Here is a 14,615-nt window from a genome sequence, read left to right on the forward strand (position 1 = left end):
CCCTATCATGAAACCAGATACTTCAAAACGGCAGCTTGAACCCCGGCGGCAGCGGCATCCCGCTCGTCATCTTCGCCATTTCCTGCCCCGACAGCGCATCCGCCTTCGCGCGCGCATCGTTCAGCGCCGCCGCGATCAGGTCCTCCAGCATCTGCTTCTCGGAAACCTGCATCAGCGAATCGTCGATCGACACGCCGATGATGCGCCCCTTGGCCGACGCCTTCACCTTGACGATCCCGCCGCCCGCGACACCCTCGACCTCGAGCGTGTCGAGATTGGCCTGCGCCTTTTCCAGCTCGGCCTGGACGTTCTGCGCCATCGCCAGAATGTCGTTCAAGTCCTTCATCACACGTTCCTCTTCATGGGCCATTCCAGTTCCGCGCCGGGAAAGGCCGACAGGATTTCCTGGACGATCCGCGTATCCAGCACCGCTTGCCGGTCTGCCGCGTCGGCGGCGTCGATCGCCTCCTTCATCGTCGGCGCGCCCGGCGCGTCGACCATCGCGATCTTCCACACCGTCTGCGTCGCGCCCTTCAGCGCCGCGGCCAGTTCGGTCAGCGTGTCCGCCGCGATCGGCCGCGCGCCGCTGAAGGTCACCTCGGGCGGCGCATAGTCGACGACGCGCGCACCATAGCGCAGTCGCGCCGCGATCGCATGATGCCCCTTGTCCTCTAGCAGCGCGACCATCGCCGCGAAGTCGCCCGGCAGCGCTCCGCGCGCGTCCGCCACCGGAGCCGGAGCGACCGCCGCCGCAACCGGCGCCGCGACCGCCGGCATCGGCTGCCCGCCCGCGATCATCCGCGCCAGTTCGCCCGGATCGGGCAGCGTCGACGCGTGGATCGCGCGCAGCAGCGCCATCTCCGCCGCCTCGATCGGCAGCGCGGCCTTCGAAACCTCGTCGTGTCCCTTCAGGAACAGCTGCCACAGCCGGTGGAGCGCCGGGAACGACAGCGCCCCCGCCCACTCGGCATAGGCCGCGCGCTCCTCCGCCGGCTGCGCCGCATCGGGCGCGGCGCCGACCTTCGTCAGCGTCACCCCGTGCACCGTCTCCAGCAGCGCGCGCAGCACCGCCTGCGGATCGACGCCATGGTCATATTGCCGCCGCAGCGCCGCCAGCGCCCCCGGCGCATCCGCCGCCAGCACCAGCGCCATCAGGTCGCGCATCGCGCCGCGATCGGACAGTCCCAGCATCTCGCGCGTCGCCGCCGCGGTCACCCCCGATCCTTCCAGATCGGCATGCGCGATCGCCTGGTCGAGGATCGACAGCCCGTCGCGTGCGGACCCTTCCGCCGCGCGCGCGATCAGCGCCAGCGCCTCGGGCTCCGCCTGCACCTGCTCCGCCTCGGTGACCCGCGCGAAATGCTCCGCAAGCAGCTCCGCCGGGATGCGCCGCAGGTCGAACCGCTGGCACCGCGACAGCACCGTCACCGGCACCTTGTTCACCTCGGTCGTCGCGAACAGGAACTTCACATGCCCCGGCGGCTCTTCCAGCGTCTTGAGCAACGCGTTGAACGCGTTCTTCGACAGCATGTGGACCTCGTCCACGATGTAGATCTTGTAGCGCGCGGTGACGGCGGCATAGCGCGCCGCGTCGATGATCTCGCGCACGTCGTCGACGCCGGTATGGCTCGCCGCGTCCATCTCGATCACGTCGATGTGCCGCCCCTCCGCGATCGCGCGGCACGGCTCGCACACCCCGCACGGATCGATCGTCGGCCCGCCGGTGCCGTCCGCGCCGATGCAGTTGAGCGCCTTGGCGATCAGCCGCGCGGTCGAGGTCTTGCCCACCCCGCGCACCCCGGTCAGCAGGAACGCATGCGCCAGCCGGTCGCGCCGGATCGCGTTCCCCAGCGTCTGCACCATCGCATCCTGCCCGATCAGTTCCCTGAACGTCTGCGGCCGGTACTTGCGCGCCAGCACGCGATAGGCAGCACCCGTCGCCTTTGGCTGGGGCACGTCGCCGAGATCGAAGGAGTCGGACATCGCCCGCCATGTAGGGGGACGCGCGGGGTATCGACAACCCTGCTTGTCTTCGCCCACGCTCCCCATCCCCCCGTTCATGCTGAGTAGAGACCGAGTAGCCGCGCAGCGGCGTATCGAGGGCTCGTATCGAAGCAGCGCGCTAAGGCGCTGCGCTCATATCAAAGAAACACCGAAGATGCGCCATGGCAAAGCCGCGTCGTCGAACGGTGCTTGGCGCACCGCCGGCCGCGCTCGCGAGAATGTGGCTGCGTCGCAGCGCTCTTTCTCGCTTCGCGGTGGGAGCCGGGACGACCCGTGGCGGAATCGTTGTGGCTGCTTCCTTCCGGATCTGACCAGGTTGGCGACGACCACGTCCGCCCGACTCCCGCGCGCCCTATGGCGGAGCCGGGCGGCGTGTTCAACCCCGCTTTGGGGTGGTCTCAGCGCCGATAGCGGACCGTCCGGCACACAGTGACGCGCCGGCCACCCCGCCACTGGCGATCGCACACCCGCCGCGACGCCCATCCGCGATGGCCGCGATACCCGCGGTCGCCACGAAAGCGCCGGTCGTTCCGAAACCCGCGGTCGTTCCGATAGACGCGCCGGTCGCGATAGCGCCGGTCGGGCACCGTCCGCACCACTGTCCGCTCGCGCACGATCTCGCGCCGCTGCGCGTCCGCCGGCGCGACGACGACGGGGGCGACCGCGGATCCGACGATCAACGCGAATGCCATCAGGGCCTTGAGCATGCAGATTCTCCTCTATCGCCCCGGACGATCCCGGCGGCGCTGGTCGTCGTTACAACACGCGGGCGCGCGGCCATCGGTCGCGCGCCCGTCGCATGCGTGCCGTCAATAGCGGACGCGATAACAGTTGCGGACGCGCCCGTAATAGCCGCGATCCCACCGGCACACCGTCCGGCCCGCCCAGCGCGGCCCGCGGTCATAGCCATAGCCGCCCTGGAAATAGCGCCCGCGCGGGCCCCGGTCCCAGCCCGGCCCGCGTTGCCAGCCACGGCCGCGGTCCCAGCGCCGGTCGCCGCGCCAGCCATGGCCGCCACCGTGCCAGCCGCGATCCCCATGCCAGCCGCGATCCCCATGCCAGCCGTGGCGCTGCGCCTCCGCCGGCACCGGCGTCACGGCGGTCGCGGCCAGAATTCCCGCCGCGGTCAATGCGATCAGTTTCATGACGTCTACTCCCGATACTCGCCCCGATACGCGGGACGTCGGGGATAATGGGTCAGCGCCCCTGCATGTTCCGTGAACCGCCCGGTAAGCGTACAGTCAGCCCGTCGAGCGTCTCGGTCAGCACGATCTGGCACGCCAGCCGGCTCGTCCGCGTCGCGCCATACGCCAGGTCGAGCATGTCCTCCTCCTCCTCGACCGCGCGCGGCAGCCGCGCGAAATCTTGCGGCTCGACGATCACGTGGCACGTCCCGCACGCCATCTCGCCCTCGCACGTCCCCTCCAGCGGCTGGTCGACGCGCTGCGCCACCGCCAGCAGCACCTCACCAGCCGCCGCCACCGCCTCGATCACGCCGCCGTCGCGCGCGACGAACCGCACCTTCATGCCGTCATCCTCTGAGAATCCGCCGCCGCGATGATCCGGTCGAGCGCCGCCGCCAGTTCCGCCTCGGTCGTATACCGCCCGAACCCGATCCGGATCGACGACCGCGCCTCCGCCTCGCCCAGCCCGATCGCGCGCAGCACATGGCTCGACCGCCCCGACCCGCTCGCGCACGCCGACCCCGCCGAGAACGCGATATCGCGGCAATCCGACATCAACCGGTTCACGTCGAGCCCCGCCCGCCGCACGTTGAGGTTGCCCTTGTACCGTTGCACCCGGTCGCCATTCAGAAGCCAGTCCGGCCCGCGCAATCGCTCGCGCGCAATCCGCCACAAGGCCTCGAGATCGCCATTGCCTTCGGTTCGCATCAGCGCAGCCGCCACCCCGAAGCCCGCGCAGAGTGCGGGACTGAGCGTACCCGATCGAACGCCGCCCTCCTGCCCGCCGCCCAGCAGCAACGGCGCCGGTTCGTATCCCTTGCGAACCCACAGCGCGCCCACGCCCTTGGGGCCATGAATCTTGTGTCCGGACACGGCGACCAGATCGCAGGCCCATAGCGGCACCCCGACCCGCCCCGCCCCCTGCACCGCGTCGCAGATCATCGTCGCGCCGCTCGCCTGCGCCAGTTCGCCCAGAAAACCGATGCGCTGGATCGTCCCGATCTCGTTGTTCACCAGCATCGCCGCCACCAGCGCCGTCCGATCGTCGATCGCAGACCGCGCCGCGTCTCGATCGACGAAGCCGTTCGCCTCGACCGGCAGCACCACGACGTCCGCGCCGAACCGCGCAAGATCGCGCACGCTATCGAGCACGCAGGCATGCTCGGTCGCGATCGTCACGACCTTCGGTCGAGTCGTGCCGACCCGTTCGAACGTCCCGCGGATCGCCCAGTTGAGCGCCTCCGTCGCGCCGCTCGTGAAATACAGCGCACCGCTATCCCGCCCGTGATCGCGACGCCCCGCGATCTCCGTCTCGATCCGATCGAGCAATCCCGCCGTCGTCGGATGCAGTCCCACCGTCGACGGCGCAGGCCCCGATGCCGGCGGTACGATCATGTCGAGCACCTGCTCCCGCGCCACCTCCACCGCCGCCTTCGCCGCGCGCCCGGCGCGATGCGCCGAATGCGGATTGGCATGTTGATCGCGCAGCCACGGCAGCATCGCCTCGAAGGCTTGCGAAGCCAGCGGCGTCGTCGCCTGGTAGTCCAGATACGTCATGTCGCCCCCGTCACGTCAGTCGCCGTGCCGCGCGGCCGATGTCGCGCCACTGCCGGACGAACGCCTCCACCTCCGCCGCGGTCGTCGTCCGCCCGAAGCTCACCCGCACCACTTCGCGCAGCTCCTCGCCCCAGCCCATCGCGCGCAGCACGTGGCTCGGCTTCATGCTCCCGCTCGCGCACGCGCTCCCCGCCGACACCGCGATGCCGGCCATATCGAACCGGATCAGCTGCGTCGTCGCCGCGACGCCGGGCATCCGGTACGCCCCGATCGCCGCGTGCCGCACCGATCCGTCCGCCACCACCTGACCGCCAGACCGCCGGATCGCATCGTCGAGCACCCCGCGCAGCCCCGCATGATCCGGCTCAGCCTCCGCCAGCGCCGCCGCATAGCCCAGCGCGCCGGGCAGATTCTCCGTGCCCGGCCGATAGCCGCGCTCCTGCCCGCCCGTCGGCATCAGCGTCGCCAGATCGCGCACCAGCAGCGCGCCGATGCCCGGCGGCCCACCGCGCTTGTGCGCCGAGAGCGCGACGAAATCGGCATGCGCCGCGACGTCGGCATCCGCCCCCGCCGGCATCTGCGCCGCATCGACCAGCAGCAGCGCGCCCGCCGCATGCACCGCCTCCGCCACCGCCGCGATCGGCTGGCGCACGCCCGTCTCGCTGTTCGCCCATTGCACCGCGACCAGCGTCCCCGCCGCGATCGCGCCCAACCGCACGACGCCATCTGCCTCGACCGGGATGGTCGCCGCCGGCCCCGCCACGCGCAGCGCCGCATCATGCTCGACCGCCGACACCGCCACGTTTACCACCTGCGCCCGCCCCAGCGCGATCGCCAGCGACTCGCTCGCCCCGCCCGTCAGCAGCGCCTCGTGCCGCCAGCCATAAGCCGCGCCGATCGCCGCGCGCGCCGCTTCCAGCGCCGCGCGCGCCGCACGACCCTCGGCATGCGGGGACGACGGATTCGCCCAGCGCGCCATCCCTTCCGCCACCGCCGCGCGCGCCGCGGGGGTCATCGGCGTGGTCGCCGCGTGGTCCAGATAGATACGTCCGGTCAAAATCGTTCCATAATCCGCATCAGCGCCTATATAGCGCGCCATCCGCCACGGATCACCCGTGCACCAGACAAGAACAGGCCGCCATGCCCGAAGTCATCTTTCCCGGCCCCGAAGGCCGCCTCGAGGGGCGTTTCATCCCCGGTCCCAAGCCGCGCGCGCCCGTCGCGATGATCCTCCATCCGCACCCCGCCTCGGGGGGCACGATGAACAACCGCATCGTCCAGGATCTCTACAAGACGTTCCAGCGCCGCGGCTTCGCCACGCTGCGCTTCAACTTCCGCGGCGTCGGCAAGAGCCAGGGCACGTTCGACAACGGCATCGGCGAACTCTCCGACGCCGCCTCGGCGCTCGACTGGGTCCAGAGCTTCCATCCCGAGGCGTCGACGACGTGGATCGCGGGCGTCAGCTTCGGCGCGTGGATCGGCATGCAGCTCTTGATGCGCCGCCCGGAGATCCGCGGCTTCATCTCGGTCGCGCCGCCCGCCAACATGTACGACTTCACCTTCCTCGCGCCCTGCCCCGCCAGCGGCATCATCGTGGCAGGCGAGAACGACGAGGTCGCGACCCCGCTCGCGATTCAGAAGCTGGTCGACAAGCTGCGCACGCAAAAGCACATCACGATCCACCACGACACGATCCCGAAGGCGAACCATTTCTTCGAGCATGAAATGCCCGAGCTGATGGGCAGCGTGGACAAGTATCTGGATATGCGGCTGGATCCGAACTCACCGATACGGTGATTTAGGATCCAGCCCGGCCGGCGGCGCCAAAAGCGCCGGCCGACGGCATGGGCTTCGCCCATGCCCGGATCCAGCATTCCATCAACCTTTCCGAAAGCCAGCCAACGCCGCCCCTTCCGCCCTCATCCCGGAACCGGGTGGCCCTCGAACTGCTTCGCGCCGTCGCAGATCCCGTACCAGTCCGGCTTCTCCGCAACGAACTCGTGAAAGCGATTCCGTACGCCGGGATCGTCATCCAGCGCGTTCGCCGCGATCGGGAAACTCGGCTGGTCGGACAGGATCTCGCCCAGCGCGGTTCCGCATGTGTCGCAGAAACACCGCGCGTATTTGTAAGGCGGGGACGGCTCGTAACGCCGAACCCGGTCGCGCCCCGACAGCCACCGCAGATCCTCGGCCTTCACGAACACAAAAGTGCTCGCGCCGACCTTTCGGCATCGCGAACAATGGCACGTCCCCATCATCTCCGGCGCTGACGTCAGTTCGAACCGAACGGCACCACAACAGCAGCTTCCCCGCATCGACACTCTCCCTGTCGATCGGAACATTTCATGAACGATAGGGTGCTGTCAATGCCGGACCGATCGCGGATGTTCGGGCGGACGGGGCACGCCCCTCCAATCCCCTCAGATCGTCCACACCACCACATTCCCCACCAGCACCACAGCCATCACCAGCATCAGCACGCCCTTGCGCCGGTCCCGTTGCTTGGCGATCAGCACGCCGCCCCCGATCGCGCACGCGAACGCGGCGACCATCGCGATCGCAGGCGCGGCATTGCCGATCGAGACGAGGATGGGGTTCATACGAAAGCCCTACATGATCCTCCCCGGCACGGGGAGGGGGACCGCGCAAAGCGTGGTGGAGGGGGAGGCTCCACAGACGCCGACATATGCGGCAATCCCCCTCCATCCGCAAAGCTGCCCCCTCCCCGTGCCGGGGATGAGTACTTATCCCGCCAACATCCCCGCATAATCCGCCAGATCCACATTCCCCCCGGACAGCACCACCAGCATCCCGTCCTCCACCGCCACCAACCCGCCAAGCAGAGCCGCCAGCGCCACCGCCCCGCCCGGCTCCACCACCAGCCGCAACCGCTCCGCCGCCCAGCGCTGCGCCGCCGCGGTCTGCGCCTCGCTCACCGCCACCCCGACGGCATCCCGACGCGACAGCACATCGAACGTCAGCGGCGATACCAGCTTCGTCTGCAACGCATCGCAAGCCGTCACCGGGGGCGAGTCGCCCACCGGCAGGATCCACGAGGCCTCCAGCGAGCGCCGCATGTCGTCCCACCCTTCGGGCTCCACCACCGTCACCCGCGCCTCGGGCAGCGCCAGCGCGAGGCCCGCCGCCAGCCCGCCCCCGCCACACGGCACCACGACATGCCGCGGCGCGCCCAGCCCCGCCGCCGCCATCTGCACCGCCGCCTCGACGCCGGCGCTCCCCTGCCCCTCGATCACCCACGCATCGTCGAAGCTCGGCACCAGCGTCGCCCCGCGCGCTTCCGCCAGCCGCGCGGCGATCGCCTCGCGCGATTCGGTCGCGCGGTCGTAGCTCACCACCTCCGCGCCCAGCGCCAGTGTCCCCTCCACCTTCGCACGCGGCGCGTCCGCGGGCATCACGATCGTGGCTGCGACGCCGAGTCGCTTCGCCGCCCACGCCACGCCCTGCGCATGGTTGCCGCTCGAGAACGCCACGACGCCCCGCGCCCGCGCCTCGGTATCCAGCGCGGTCAGCCGATGCCACGCCCCGCGGATCTTGAACGCGCCCACCGGTTGCAGCGACTCGGCCTTGAAGGCGACGCGCACCCCGTTGATTTCGTGGACGAAAAGCGGCGTCGGCGGCAGGATCTGCGCCACCTTGGCGGCAGCGTCGCGGACGCCCGCGCGTGTCGGCTGTCGCAAAATCGTCACAGTCCGTCCCCCCGTACCCGTGCTGCTTGCGTAAACCGCTTTACATCGCGGTCCGCCGCCCATATTTCGCGCCTCCGCTGCCCCATGGGACTTCCAACCGCAAGGCAGTGTTTCAACCGTTCGGCGAAAGCCACTTGGAGGTCCCTTGAGTTGCACCAGCATCATAACGCGTTGGGGTTAGCGCCCCTCTCGACCGCCGTCTCCTCCATCCCGGAGGTTCGCGGCATCGACATCGCCAAGCGCCAGCCGGTCGAGCCGGTGACGCTGATTCGCCCGCACGCCGCTGCGCGCGCTGCCCGGTACTTCGTCGAGAGGTTCCCGGGGCGCTCGATGTATGCGGTCAAGGCGAACCCTTCCCCCGAGCTGCTCCGCACGCTCTGGGACAGCGGCATCACGCATTACGACGTCGCCTCGATCGCCGAGGTGCGCCTCGTCGCGCGCACGCTGCCTCAGGCCACGCTGTGCTTCATGCACCCGGTCAAGGCCGAGGAGGCGATCCGCGAGGCCTATGCCACGCACGGCGTCCGCGTGTTCTCGCTCGATTGCCTCGAAGAACTCGAGAAGATCATGCGCGCCACCGGCGACGCGACCGATCTCACGCTGTGCGTCCGCATGCGCGTGTCATCGGAGCACTCCAAGCTGAGCCTGGCCTCGAAGTTCGGCGTCGCCCCGCACGAGGCCAAGCCGCTGCTGTTCGCCGCGCGCCAGGCTGCGGACGCGCTCGGCATCTGCTTCCATGTCGGCTCGCAGGCGATGACGCCGATGGCCTATACCGAGGCGATGGAGCGCGTGCGCGCCGCGATCGTCGAAGCGGCAGTCACGGTCGACGTCATCGACGTCGGCGGCGGCTTCCCGTCGTCCTATCCGGGCATGGAGCCGCCCCCGCTCGATCGCTATTTCGACGCGATCCACCGCGCGTTCGAATCGCTGCCGATCAGCTATTCGGCGGAGCTGTGGGCGGAGCCGGGCCGCGCGCTGTGCGCCGAATACGCCTCGCTCGTCGTGCGCGTCGAGCGGCGGCGCGGCAACGAGCTGTACATCAACGATGGCGCATACGGCGCGCTGTTCGATGCGGCGCATATCGGCTGGCGCTTCCCCGTCACGCTGCTGCGCGAGCCGGAATCGACCGTCCGCGATCACCCCTTCTCGTTCTACGGCCCGACCTGCGACGACATGGATCACATGGCCGGCCCGTTCGAGCTGCCCGCCGACGTCCAGGCGGGCGACTATATCGAGATCGGGATGCTCGGCGCCTACGGCTCGGCGATGCGCACCGCGTTCAACGGCTTCGGATCCGACGAGACGATCATCGTCGCGGACGAACCGATGGTGTCGCTGTACCTCGACGACGCGCAGGAACTCGCGTCGAACGTCGTCAAGCTGTAACAGCCTGATCGCATAGCCGCCTTCTTCCCCCCTCCCGCTTGCGGGAGGGGTCGGGGGAGGGCCTGTTGTCGGAGCACACGCTTCGCCGACCCGACATTCCCTCCCCTAACCCTTCCCGCAGGCGGGAGGGGGATTATCGGAGTATCCCATGACCGACACCCTCACCAAGACCGCCGGCGCCAACGCGCCGATCAACGATACCCGCAAGGCGGAGCTTCTGTCGAAGCAGGTCAGGCACATCGACATCAAGAGCTTCGACGCGCGCCCGATCGTCGACGCCATGTCCGACATGAGCTTCACCAGCCGCGATCTCGGCCGCGCGACGAAGATCTACAACGACATGCTCGCCGACAAGGACTGCACCGTCGTCCTCGTCATCGCGGGCTCGACCAGCGCGGGCGGCTGCATGGACCTGTATGCGGAGCTCGTCCGCTCCAACATGGTCGACTGCATCGTCGCCACCGGCGCGACGATCGTCGACATGGATTTCTTCGAGGGGCTCGGCCACAAGCATTATCAGGCCCTCGAGGTGCCCGACGACGACACGCTGCGCTCGCTCTACATCGACCGCATCTACGACACCTATATCGACGAGCAGCAGCTGCAGGACTGCGACTTCACGATCAACAAGATCGCGAACGAGCTGCCCCCCAAGGCCTATTCGTCGCGCGCCTTCATTCGCGAAATGGGCCGCTACCTCGCCGAGCACGGCAAGAAGGAGAACAGCCTCGTCAAGCTCGCTTACGAGCATGACGTGCCGATCTTCTGCCCCGCGTTCGTCGACTCCTCGGCCGGGTTCGGGCTGGTCAAGCACCAGGTCGACAATGCCAAGGCGGGCAAGCCCTACCTGATGATCGACGCGGTCGCGGACTTCCGCGAGCTGACCGACATCAAGATCGCGGCGGGCACCACCGGTCTGCTGATGATCGGCGGCGGCGTGCCGAAGAACTTCATTCAGGACACTGTCGTGTGCGCCGAGATCCTCGGCCACGAGGATGTCGAGGTGCATAAGTACGCGGTCCAGATCACCGTCGCCGACGTCCGCGACGGCGCCTGCTCGTCCTCGACGCTGCAGGAGGCCGCAAGCTGGGGCAAGGTCAACACCGGGATCGAGCAGATGGTGTTCGCGGAGGCCGGCTCGGTCATGCCGCTCCTCGCCAGCGACGCGTATCACCGCGGCCACTGGAAGGACCGGCCCGTCCGCAAATGGGCGACGCTGTTCAAGGACTGAGACTAGCCGTACCCCGGCGGAGGCCGGGGTCCAGCCCGTCGCAAAGACTCGTGCGACAGCGCGATCGGCGTCGCGCGCCGAGACTGGACCCCACCCTCCGCCGGAGTACGGTGGCGTTTGGTCCGCCACCATGCGATACCCTCCTACAAAGGAGACAGCCCGATGATTTCCCACGTCATTCTGGCGCTCGCATCCCAGGCGCTGCCCGCCCCGGCCACTCCCGTCCCGCGCCCCGACGCGCGCACACCCGCGATGGTCGCGATCTTCGACACGCTCTGCCTGCACATCTTCCCGGACGACGCCAAGGCCGCCGCGGCGCTCGGCAAGGCCGGCTGGACGCCGCTCACGCCGGACGAGGTGAAGGTCTATCTCCGCGACGATCCCGGCCGCGGTTGGCGCTCGCCCAAAGGGTCCGCCGCCTACGTGCTCACGATCGAATCCGCGCCGATCCGCGCCTGCGCGCTGCGCACCATGACCTCGAACGGTCTCGTCGACGACGCTCGCCTCGCTACCGCGGTCGACGCTGCAAAGGCCCGCGCCGGCGGCGGCTTCGCCCCGATGCCCGCGTTCGATCGCACGATGAACGGGCTGCGCATGCAGGCGACCGGCGCACAAAAGCTCGCCGCCGACGGCTCGGCCGAGGCCTTCTACCTCATCCGCACCACCCCCGCCGACCCCGCCGCGCGTGCGAAGGGTGCCACCGCGATCGAAGTGCGCATGGTCCACCAGTTCGTGCCGGCACGCGCAAGATAAGCCCCATCCATCATCCCGGCGAAAGCTGGGATCTCCCGCGATCGAAACACGACGTCGGCATCCGGAACCCCGGCCCCCACCGCGGAACGGGCATCGCATCATTGCCTTCGCCCACGCGCCGGTCCACGTTCGCCACGAACCGGGGGGAGACCAAGCGATGCACAGCGAAATCCTGCGACCCGTCGTCGTCCTGATCGCATGGACGCTGGTCATGCTTGTCTGGATGCTCGCCACCCGCATCCCCGCAATGCGCGCGCTCGGCGTCGACATGCGTACGCTCACCGGCTCGAAGGCGGCCGACGCCGATCGCGCGCTGCCGCCGCACATCCAGTGGAAGGCGCACAACTACAACCACCTGATGGAACAGCCCACGCTGTTCTACGCGGTCTGCCTCGTCATCGCGTTCACCGGCACGGGCGACGGCGTCAACGCCGCGATCGCCTGGGCCTATGTCGTCTTGCGCATCCTCCACAGCCTCGTCCAGGTCACCGTCAACAAGGTATCGATCCGCCTCATGCTCTTCCTCTCCTCGTCGTTCGCGCTCATCGCGCTCACGCTCCACGCCTCGATGAAGGTGTTCTGATGGCGAAGGGAGAAGGCTTCGAACGCCACCGCCAGCCCTGGACGCAGGACGAGGTGCAGAAACTCCACACGCTGGCCAAGAAGGGCATGGCGCTGAAAGCGATCGCCAAGGCGCTCACCCGCAGCGAGGAATCGACCAAGGATCGCGCCAAGGCCGACGGGCTGAGTATCGCGAAGCTGCGGTAGGAGGGCGGCGACACGCTGGACATTCACCTCCCGTCACCCCGGACTTGATCCGGGGCCCCGCTTTTGCCGCCGCTCGATAGGAAGCGGGACCCGGCTCAAGGCGGGGGGACGAACGAAAGGCGAAATGCCCCCCTACCCGAACAACCGCACCAGGCTCCGCTCCAGCATCAGAAACTGCCACAAGGTCCGCCCATGCTCCGCCCGCCCGGATCGGTGCGCCTCCGCCACCTGCCCGATCGCGGCCATGTCGAACCATCCCGTCGCCGCCAGCGTGCGCGAGGTCGCCAGCGCCGCCGCCTCGCCCGCCAGCGCCCCGCGGAACCAGGCGCCCACCGGGGTCACGAACCCCATCTTGCGCCGGTACAGGATCTCGCCCGGCAGATAGGGCGCCATCGCCCGCTTCATCAGCCACTTGCCCTCCCCCCCGCGCAGCCGCATCGACGGCGGCAGGCTGGCGCAGAACGAAACCAGCCGGTGGTCGAGCAGCGGCTCGCGCACCTCCAGCCCCACCGCCATGCTCGTCCGGTCGGACTTGGTCAGGATGTCGCCGGGCAGCCAGATCTTCATGTCGGCATATTGCGCGCGCCCCAGCGCGTCGCGCGCCGGCGCGTCGCGCATCGCCGCGACGTACCGGTCCTCCGCGCGATGCCCCGCCAGCGCGCGCTTCGCCGCCTCGGAGAACAGCGTGGACCGCAACTCCGGCGTCGTCACCCCCACCGATCGCGCATAGGCGACGTCGCCATCCCCGGCGAGCGACAGCAACGTCGCCTTCGCGCGCAGCGGCCGCGGCGCCCAGTCCGCCTTGGGATACAGCGCCCCCAGCCGCCCGAACACGCGCCGCCGCAGATCGGCGGGCAGCACCCCGCGCACCCGCTCCTCCGCCGCCTGGAAACGATAGCGGCGATACCCCGCCAGCGCCTCGTCCGCGCCGTCGCCCGACAGCGCCACCGTCACCTGCTCGCGCGCCAGCGCGCACACATGATAGGTCGCCAGCGCGGAGGCATCCGCGAACGGCTCGTCGAACGCCGCGACCAGCGTGTCGACCGCGCCCACATCGTCCGCGCGCACCACGCGCGTCCGGTGGTCGGTCGCGAACCGCCGCGCCACCGCCTCGGCATGCGCGCGCTCGTCATGCCCCGCCTCGTCGAACCCGATCGTGCAGGTCCTGACGGCGTCCGGGCTCGCCTCCGCCATCAGCGCGACCACCGACGAGCTGTCGACCCCGCCCGACAGGAACGCCCCCAGCGGCACGTCCGCCACCATCCGCGATCGCACCCCCTCGCGCATCAGCCCGACAAGGTCCTCGCCCAGCGCCGCCGCGGACCCGCTCGCGCGCGCGGAGAAGTCGACATCCCAGTACTCGCGCGGCCGGCCGACACCCCGACCGCGCTCGACCAGCAGGAAATGCCCCGCCGGCAGCTTCCTCACCCCCGCGACCAGACAGGCATCGTCGGGAACATAGCCGTACGCCAGATAATCCTCGACCGCCCGGATGTCGGGCACACGCCGCAGCATCGGATGCGCCAGCAGCCCCTTCAGCTCGGACGCGAACGCCAGCGCGCCATCCGACAGTTCGGCATAATGAAGCGGCTTCACCCCCAGCCGGTCGCGCGCGAGGAACAGCGTCTGCGTCCGCGCATCATGGATCGCGAACGCGAACATGCCCACCAGCCGGTCGAGCATCGCCGGGCCCCAGTGCCGCCACCCATGCACCAGCACCTCGGTATCGCCCGCGGTCCGGAACACCGCCCCCCGCGCCGACAGCTCCGCGCGCAACGCCGCGAAATTATAGATCTCGCCATTGTAGGTGACGGTGATCTCGCCCTCGGCATCCGCCATCGGCTGCGGCGATCCCGCGAGGTCGATGATCGACAGCCGCCGGTGCCCCAGCCCTACGCCGTGCGCGGTCCACACGCCCGCGCCGTCGGGCCCGCGATGCGCCTGCGCGTCCGCCATCGCGCGAATGCGCGCGGGATCGACGGGCTTGGGCGTGGCCGGGTAGAAGATCCCGGCGATCCCGCACAT

General features: G+C 69.5%; 17 protein-coding genes and 1 other RNA gene. 6 read left to right on the forward strand and 12 right to left on the reverse strand.

The genetic code is table 11. The features are described 5' to 3' along the window. Positions 1-22: 22 nt before the first annotated feature. The 8 genes from ACV7NO_RS14020 to ACV7NO_RS14055 form a co-directional block, all read right to left on the reverse strand. Entirely contained in the window at positions 23-346 is a 324-nt protein-coding gene (locus ACV7NO_RS14020; RefSeq protein WP_463406583.1) for a YbaB/EbfC family nucleoid-associated protein, read from the reverse strand. Continuing rightward, complete coding sequence (locus ACV7NO_RS14025; RefSeq protein WP_463406584.1) at positions 346-1,983, reverse strand: DNA polymerase III subunit gamma/tau; 1,638 nt, start codon at positions 1,981-1,983, stop codon at positions 346-348. The genes ACV7NO_RS14020 and ACV7NO_RS14025 overlap by 1 nt, the downstream gene beginning before the upstream one ends. A gap of 272 nt (positions 1,984-2,255) precedes the next feature. Next, an RNA gene (gene ffs, locus ACV7NO_RS14030) (signal recognition particle sRNA small type) lies at positions 2,256-2,351 on the reverse strand. A gap of 51 nt (positions 2,352-2,402) precedes the next feature. Next, positions 2,403-2,711 carry a hypothetical protein gene (locus tag ACV7NO_RS14035; protein ID WP_463406585.1) on the reverse strand — a complete coding sequence of 103 codons (309 nt, stop codon included), beginning with the start codon at positions 2,709-2,711 and terminating at the stop codon, positions 2,403-2,405. Between the two features lie 102 nt (positions 2,712-2,813). Then, positions 2,814-3,149 (reverse strand): hypothetical protein, encoded by a 336-nt coding sequence (locus tag ACV7NO_RS14040; RefSeq protein WP_463406586.1) that lies wholly within the window; start codon positions 3,147-3,149, stop codon positions 2,814-2,816. Between the two features lie 52 nt (positions 3,150-3,201). Further along, on the reverse strand, positions 3,202-3,531 hold the full coding sequence (locus ACV7NO_RS14045) for a 2Fe-2S iron-sulfur cluster-binding protein (protein ID WP_463406587.1): 330 nt from the start codon (positions 3,529-3,531) through the stop codon (positions 3,202-3,204). Continuing rightward, on the reverse strand, positions 3,528-4,745 hold the full coding sequence (locus ACV7NO_RS14050; RefSeq protein ID WP_463406588.1) for a cysteine desulfurase family protein: 1,218 nt from the start codon (positions 4,743-4,745) through the stop codon (positions 3,528-3,530). Before ACV7NO_RS14050 ends, ACV7NO_RS14045 begins: the two co-directional genes overlap by 4 nt. A 10-nt stretch (positions 4,746-4,755) precedes the next feature. After that, positions 4,756-5,802 carry a cysteine desulfurase family protein gene (locus ACV7NO_RS14055; protein ID WP_463406589.1) on the reverse strand — a complete coding sequence of 349 codons (1,047 nt, stop codon included), beginning with the start codon at positions 5,800-5,802 and terminating at the stop codon, positions 4,756-4,758. An 83-nt stretch (positions 5,803-5,885) separates the two neighbouring features. Here ACV7NO_RS14055 and ACV7NO_RS14060 point away from each other — a divergent pair, with 83 nt between their 5' ends. Further along, on the forward strand, positions 5,886-6,542 hold the full coding sequence (locus tag ACV7NO_RS14060; RefSeq protein ID WP_463406590.1) for an alpha/beta hydrolase: 657 nt from the start codon (positions 5,886-5,888) through the stop codon (positions 6,540-6,542). 122 nt (positions 6,543-6,664) lie between these two features. Here ACV7NO_RS14060 and ACV7NO_RS14065 read toward each other — a convergent pair whose 3' ends face one another. The 3 genes from ACV7NO_RS14065 to ACV7NO_RS14075 all read right to left on the reverse strand — a co-directional run bounded on the left by ACV7NO_RS14065 (position 6,665) and on the right by ACV7NO_RS14075 (position 8,452). Then, entirely contained in the window at positions 6,665-7,087 is a 423-nt protein-coding gene (locus tag ACV7NO_RS14065) for a GFA family protein (RefSeq protein WP_463406591.1), read from the reverse strand. A 78-nt stretch (positions 7,088-7,165) separates the two neighbouring features. Further along, positions 7,166-7,345: a hypothetical protein gene (locus tag ACV7NO_RS14070; RefSeq protein WP_463406592.1), complete on the reverse strand. Its 180-nt coding sequence runs from the start codon at positions 7,343-7,345 to the stop codon at positions 7,166-7,168. Positions 7,346-7,489: 144 nt separating this feature from the next. Beyond that, entirely contained in the window at positions 7,490-8,452 is a 963-nt protein-coding gene (locus tag ACV7NO_RS14075; RefSeq protein WP_463406593.1) for a threonine ammonia-lyase, read from the reverse strand. Between the two features lie 150 nt (positions 8,453-8,602). On the opposite strand from ACV7NO_RS14075, the gene ACV7NO_RS14080 reads away from it, so the two are divergent. The 5 genes from ACV7NO_RS14080 to ACV7NO_RS14100 all read left to right on the forward strand — a co-directional run bounded on the left by ACV7NO_RS14080 (position 8,603) and on the right by ACV7NO_RS14100 (position 12,590). Then, complete coding sequence (locus tag ACV7NO_RS14080; RefSeq protein ID WP_463406594.1) at positions 8,603-9,838, forward strand: type III PLP-dependent enzyme; 1,236 nt, start codon at positions 8,603-8,605, stop codon at positions 9,836-9,838. Positions 9,839-9,986: 148 nt separating this feature from the next. Continuing rightward, positions 9,987-11,069 (forward strand): 1,9-bis(guanidino)-5-aza-nonane synthase, encoded by a 1,083-nt coding sequence (locus ACV7NO_RS14085; RefSeq protein ID WP_463406595.1) that lies wholly within the window; start codon positions 9,987-9,989, stop codon positions 11,067-11,069. Between the two features lie 162 nt (positions 11,070-11,231). Next, positions 11,232-11,822, forward strand: coding sequence for an NMCC_0638 family (lipo)protein (locus tag ACV7NO_RS14090; RefSeq protein ID WP_463406596.1), 591 nt, complete (start codon positions 11,232-11,234; stop codon positions 11,820-11,822). A gap of 157 nt (positions 11,823-11,979) precedes the next feature. Further along, entirely contained in the window at positions 11,980-12,405 is a 426-nt protein-coding gene (locus tag ACV7NO_RS14095) for an MAPEG family protein (protein WP_463406597.1), read from the forward strand. Next, positions 12,405-12,590: a hypothetical protein gene (locus ACV7NO_RS14100; protein ID WP_463406598.1), complete on the forward strand. Its 186-nt coding sequence runs from the start codon at positions 12,405-12,407 to the stop codon at positions 12,588-12,590. Before ACV7NO_RS14095 ends, ACV7NO_RS14100 begins: the two co-directional genes overlap by 1 nt. A gap of 132 nt (positions 12,591-12,722) precedes the next feature. On the opposite strand, the gene ACV7NO_RS14105 is transcribed toward ACV7NO_RS14100, so the two are convergent. Then, the gene (locus ACV7NO_RS14105; RefSeq protein ID WP_463406599.1) at positions 12,723-14,615 is read right to left on the reverse strand and encodes an XrtA/PEP-CTERM system amidotransferase; all 1,893 of its coding nucleotides are present in this window, start codon (positions 14,613-14,615) and stop codon (positions 12,723-12,725) included.

The organism is Sphingomonas sp. Ell38C01 (assembly GCF_055231975.1).

Bases quoted from the DNA above. Each gene is read 5' to 3' on its own strand.
- ACV7NO_RS14020 (WP_463406583.1), bottom strand. From the start codon at position 346: ATGAAGGACTTGAACGACATTCTGGCGATGGCGCAGAACGTCCAGGCC.
- ACV7NO_RS14025 (WP_463406584.1), bottom strand. From the start codon at position 1,983: ATGTCCGACTCCTTCGATCTCGGCGACGTGCCCCAGCCAAAGGCGACG.
- ACV7NO_RS14035 (WP_463406585.1), bottom strand. From the start codon at position 2,711: ATGCTCAAGGCCCTGATGGCATTCGCGTTGATCGTCGGATCCGCGGTC.
- ACV7NO_RS14040 (WP_463406586.1), bottom strand. From the start codon at position 3,149: ATGAAACTGATCGCATTGACCGCGGCGGGAATTCTGGCCGCGACCGCC.
- ACV7NO_RS14045 (WP_463406587.1), bottom strand. From the start codon at position 3,531: ATGAAGGTGCGGTTCGTCGCGCGCGACGGCGGCGTGATCGAGGCGGTG.
- ACV7NO_RS14050 (WP_463406588.1), bottom strand. From the start codon at position 4,745: ATGACGTATCTGGACTACCAGGCGACGACGCCGCTGGCTTCGCAAGCC.
- ACV7NO_RS14060 (WP_463406590.1), top strand. From the start codon at position 5,886: ATGCCCGAAGTCATCTTTCCCGGCCCCGAAGGCCGCCTCGAGGGGCGT.
- ACV7NO_RS14065 (WP_463406591.1), bottom strand. From the start codon at position 7,087: ATGTTCCGATCGACAGGGAGAGTGTCGATGCGGGGAAGCTGCTGTTGT.
- ACV7NO_RS14070 (WP_463406592.1), bottom strand. From the start codon at position 7,345: ATGAACCCCATCCTCGTCTCGATCGGCAATGCCGCGCCTGCGATCGCG.
- ACV7NO_RS14085 (WP_463406595.1), top strand. From the start codon at position 9,987: ATGACCGACACCCTCACCAAGACCGCCGGCGCCAACGCGCCGATCAAC.
- ACV7NO_RS14090 (WP_463406596.1), top strand. From the start codon at position 11,232: ATGATTTCCCACGTCATTCTGGCGCTCGCATCCCAGGCGCTGCCCGCC.
- ACV7NO_RS14095 (WP_463406597.1), top strand. From the start codon at position 11,980: ATGCACAGCGAAATCCTGCGACCCGTCGTCGTCCTGATCGCATGGACG.
- ACV7NO_RS14100 (WP_463406598.1), top strand. From the start codon at position 12,405: ATGGCGAAGGGAGAAGGCTTCGAACGCCACCGCCAGCCCTGGACGCAG.
- ACV7NO_RS14105 (WP_463406599.1), bottom strand. From the start codon at position 14,615: ATGTGCGGGATCGCCGGGATCTTCTACCCGGCCACGCCCAAGCCCGTC.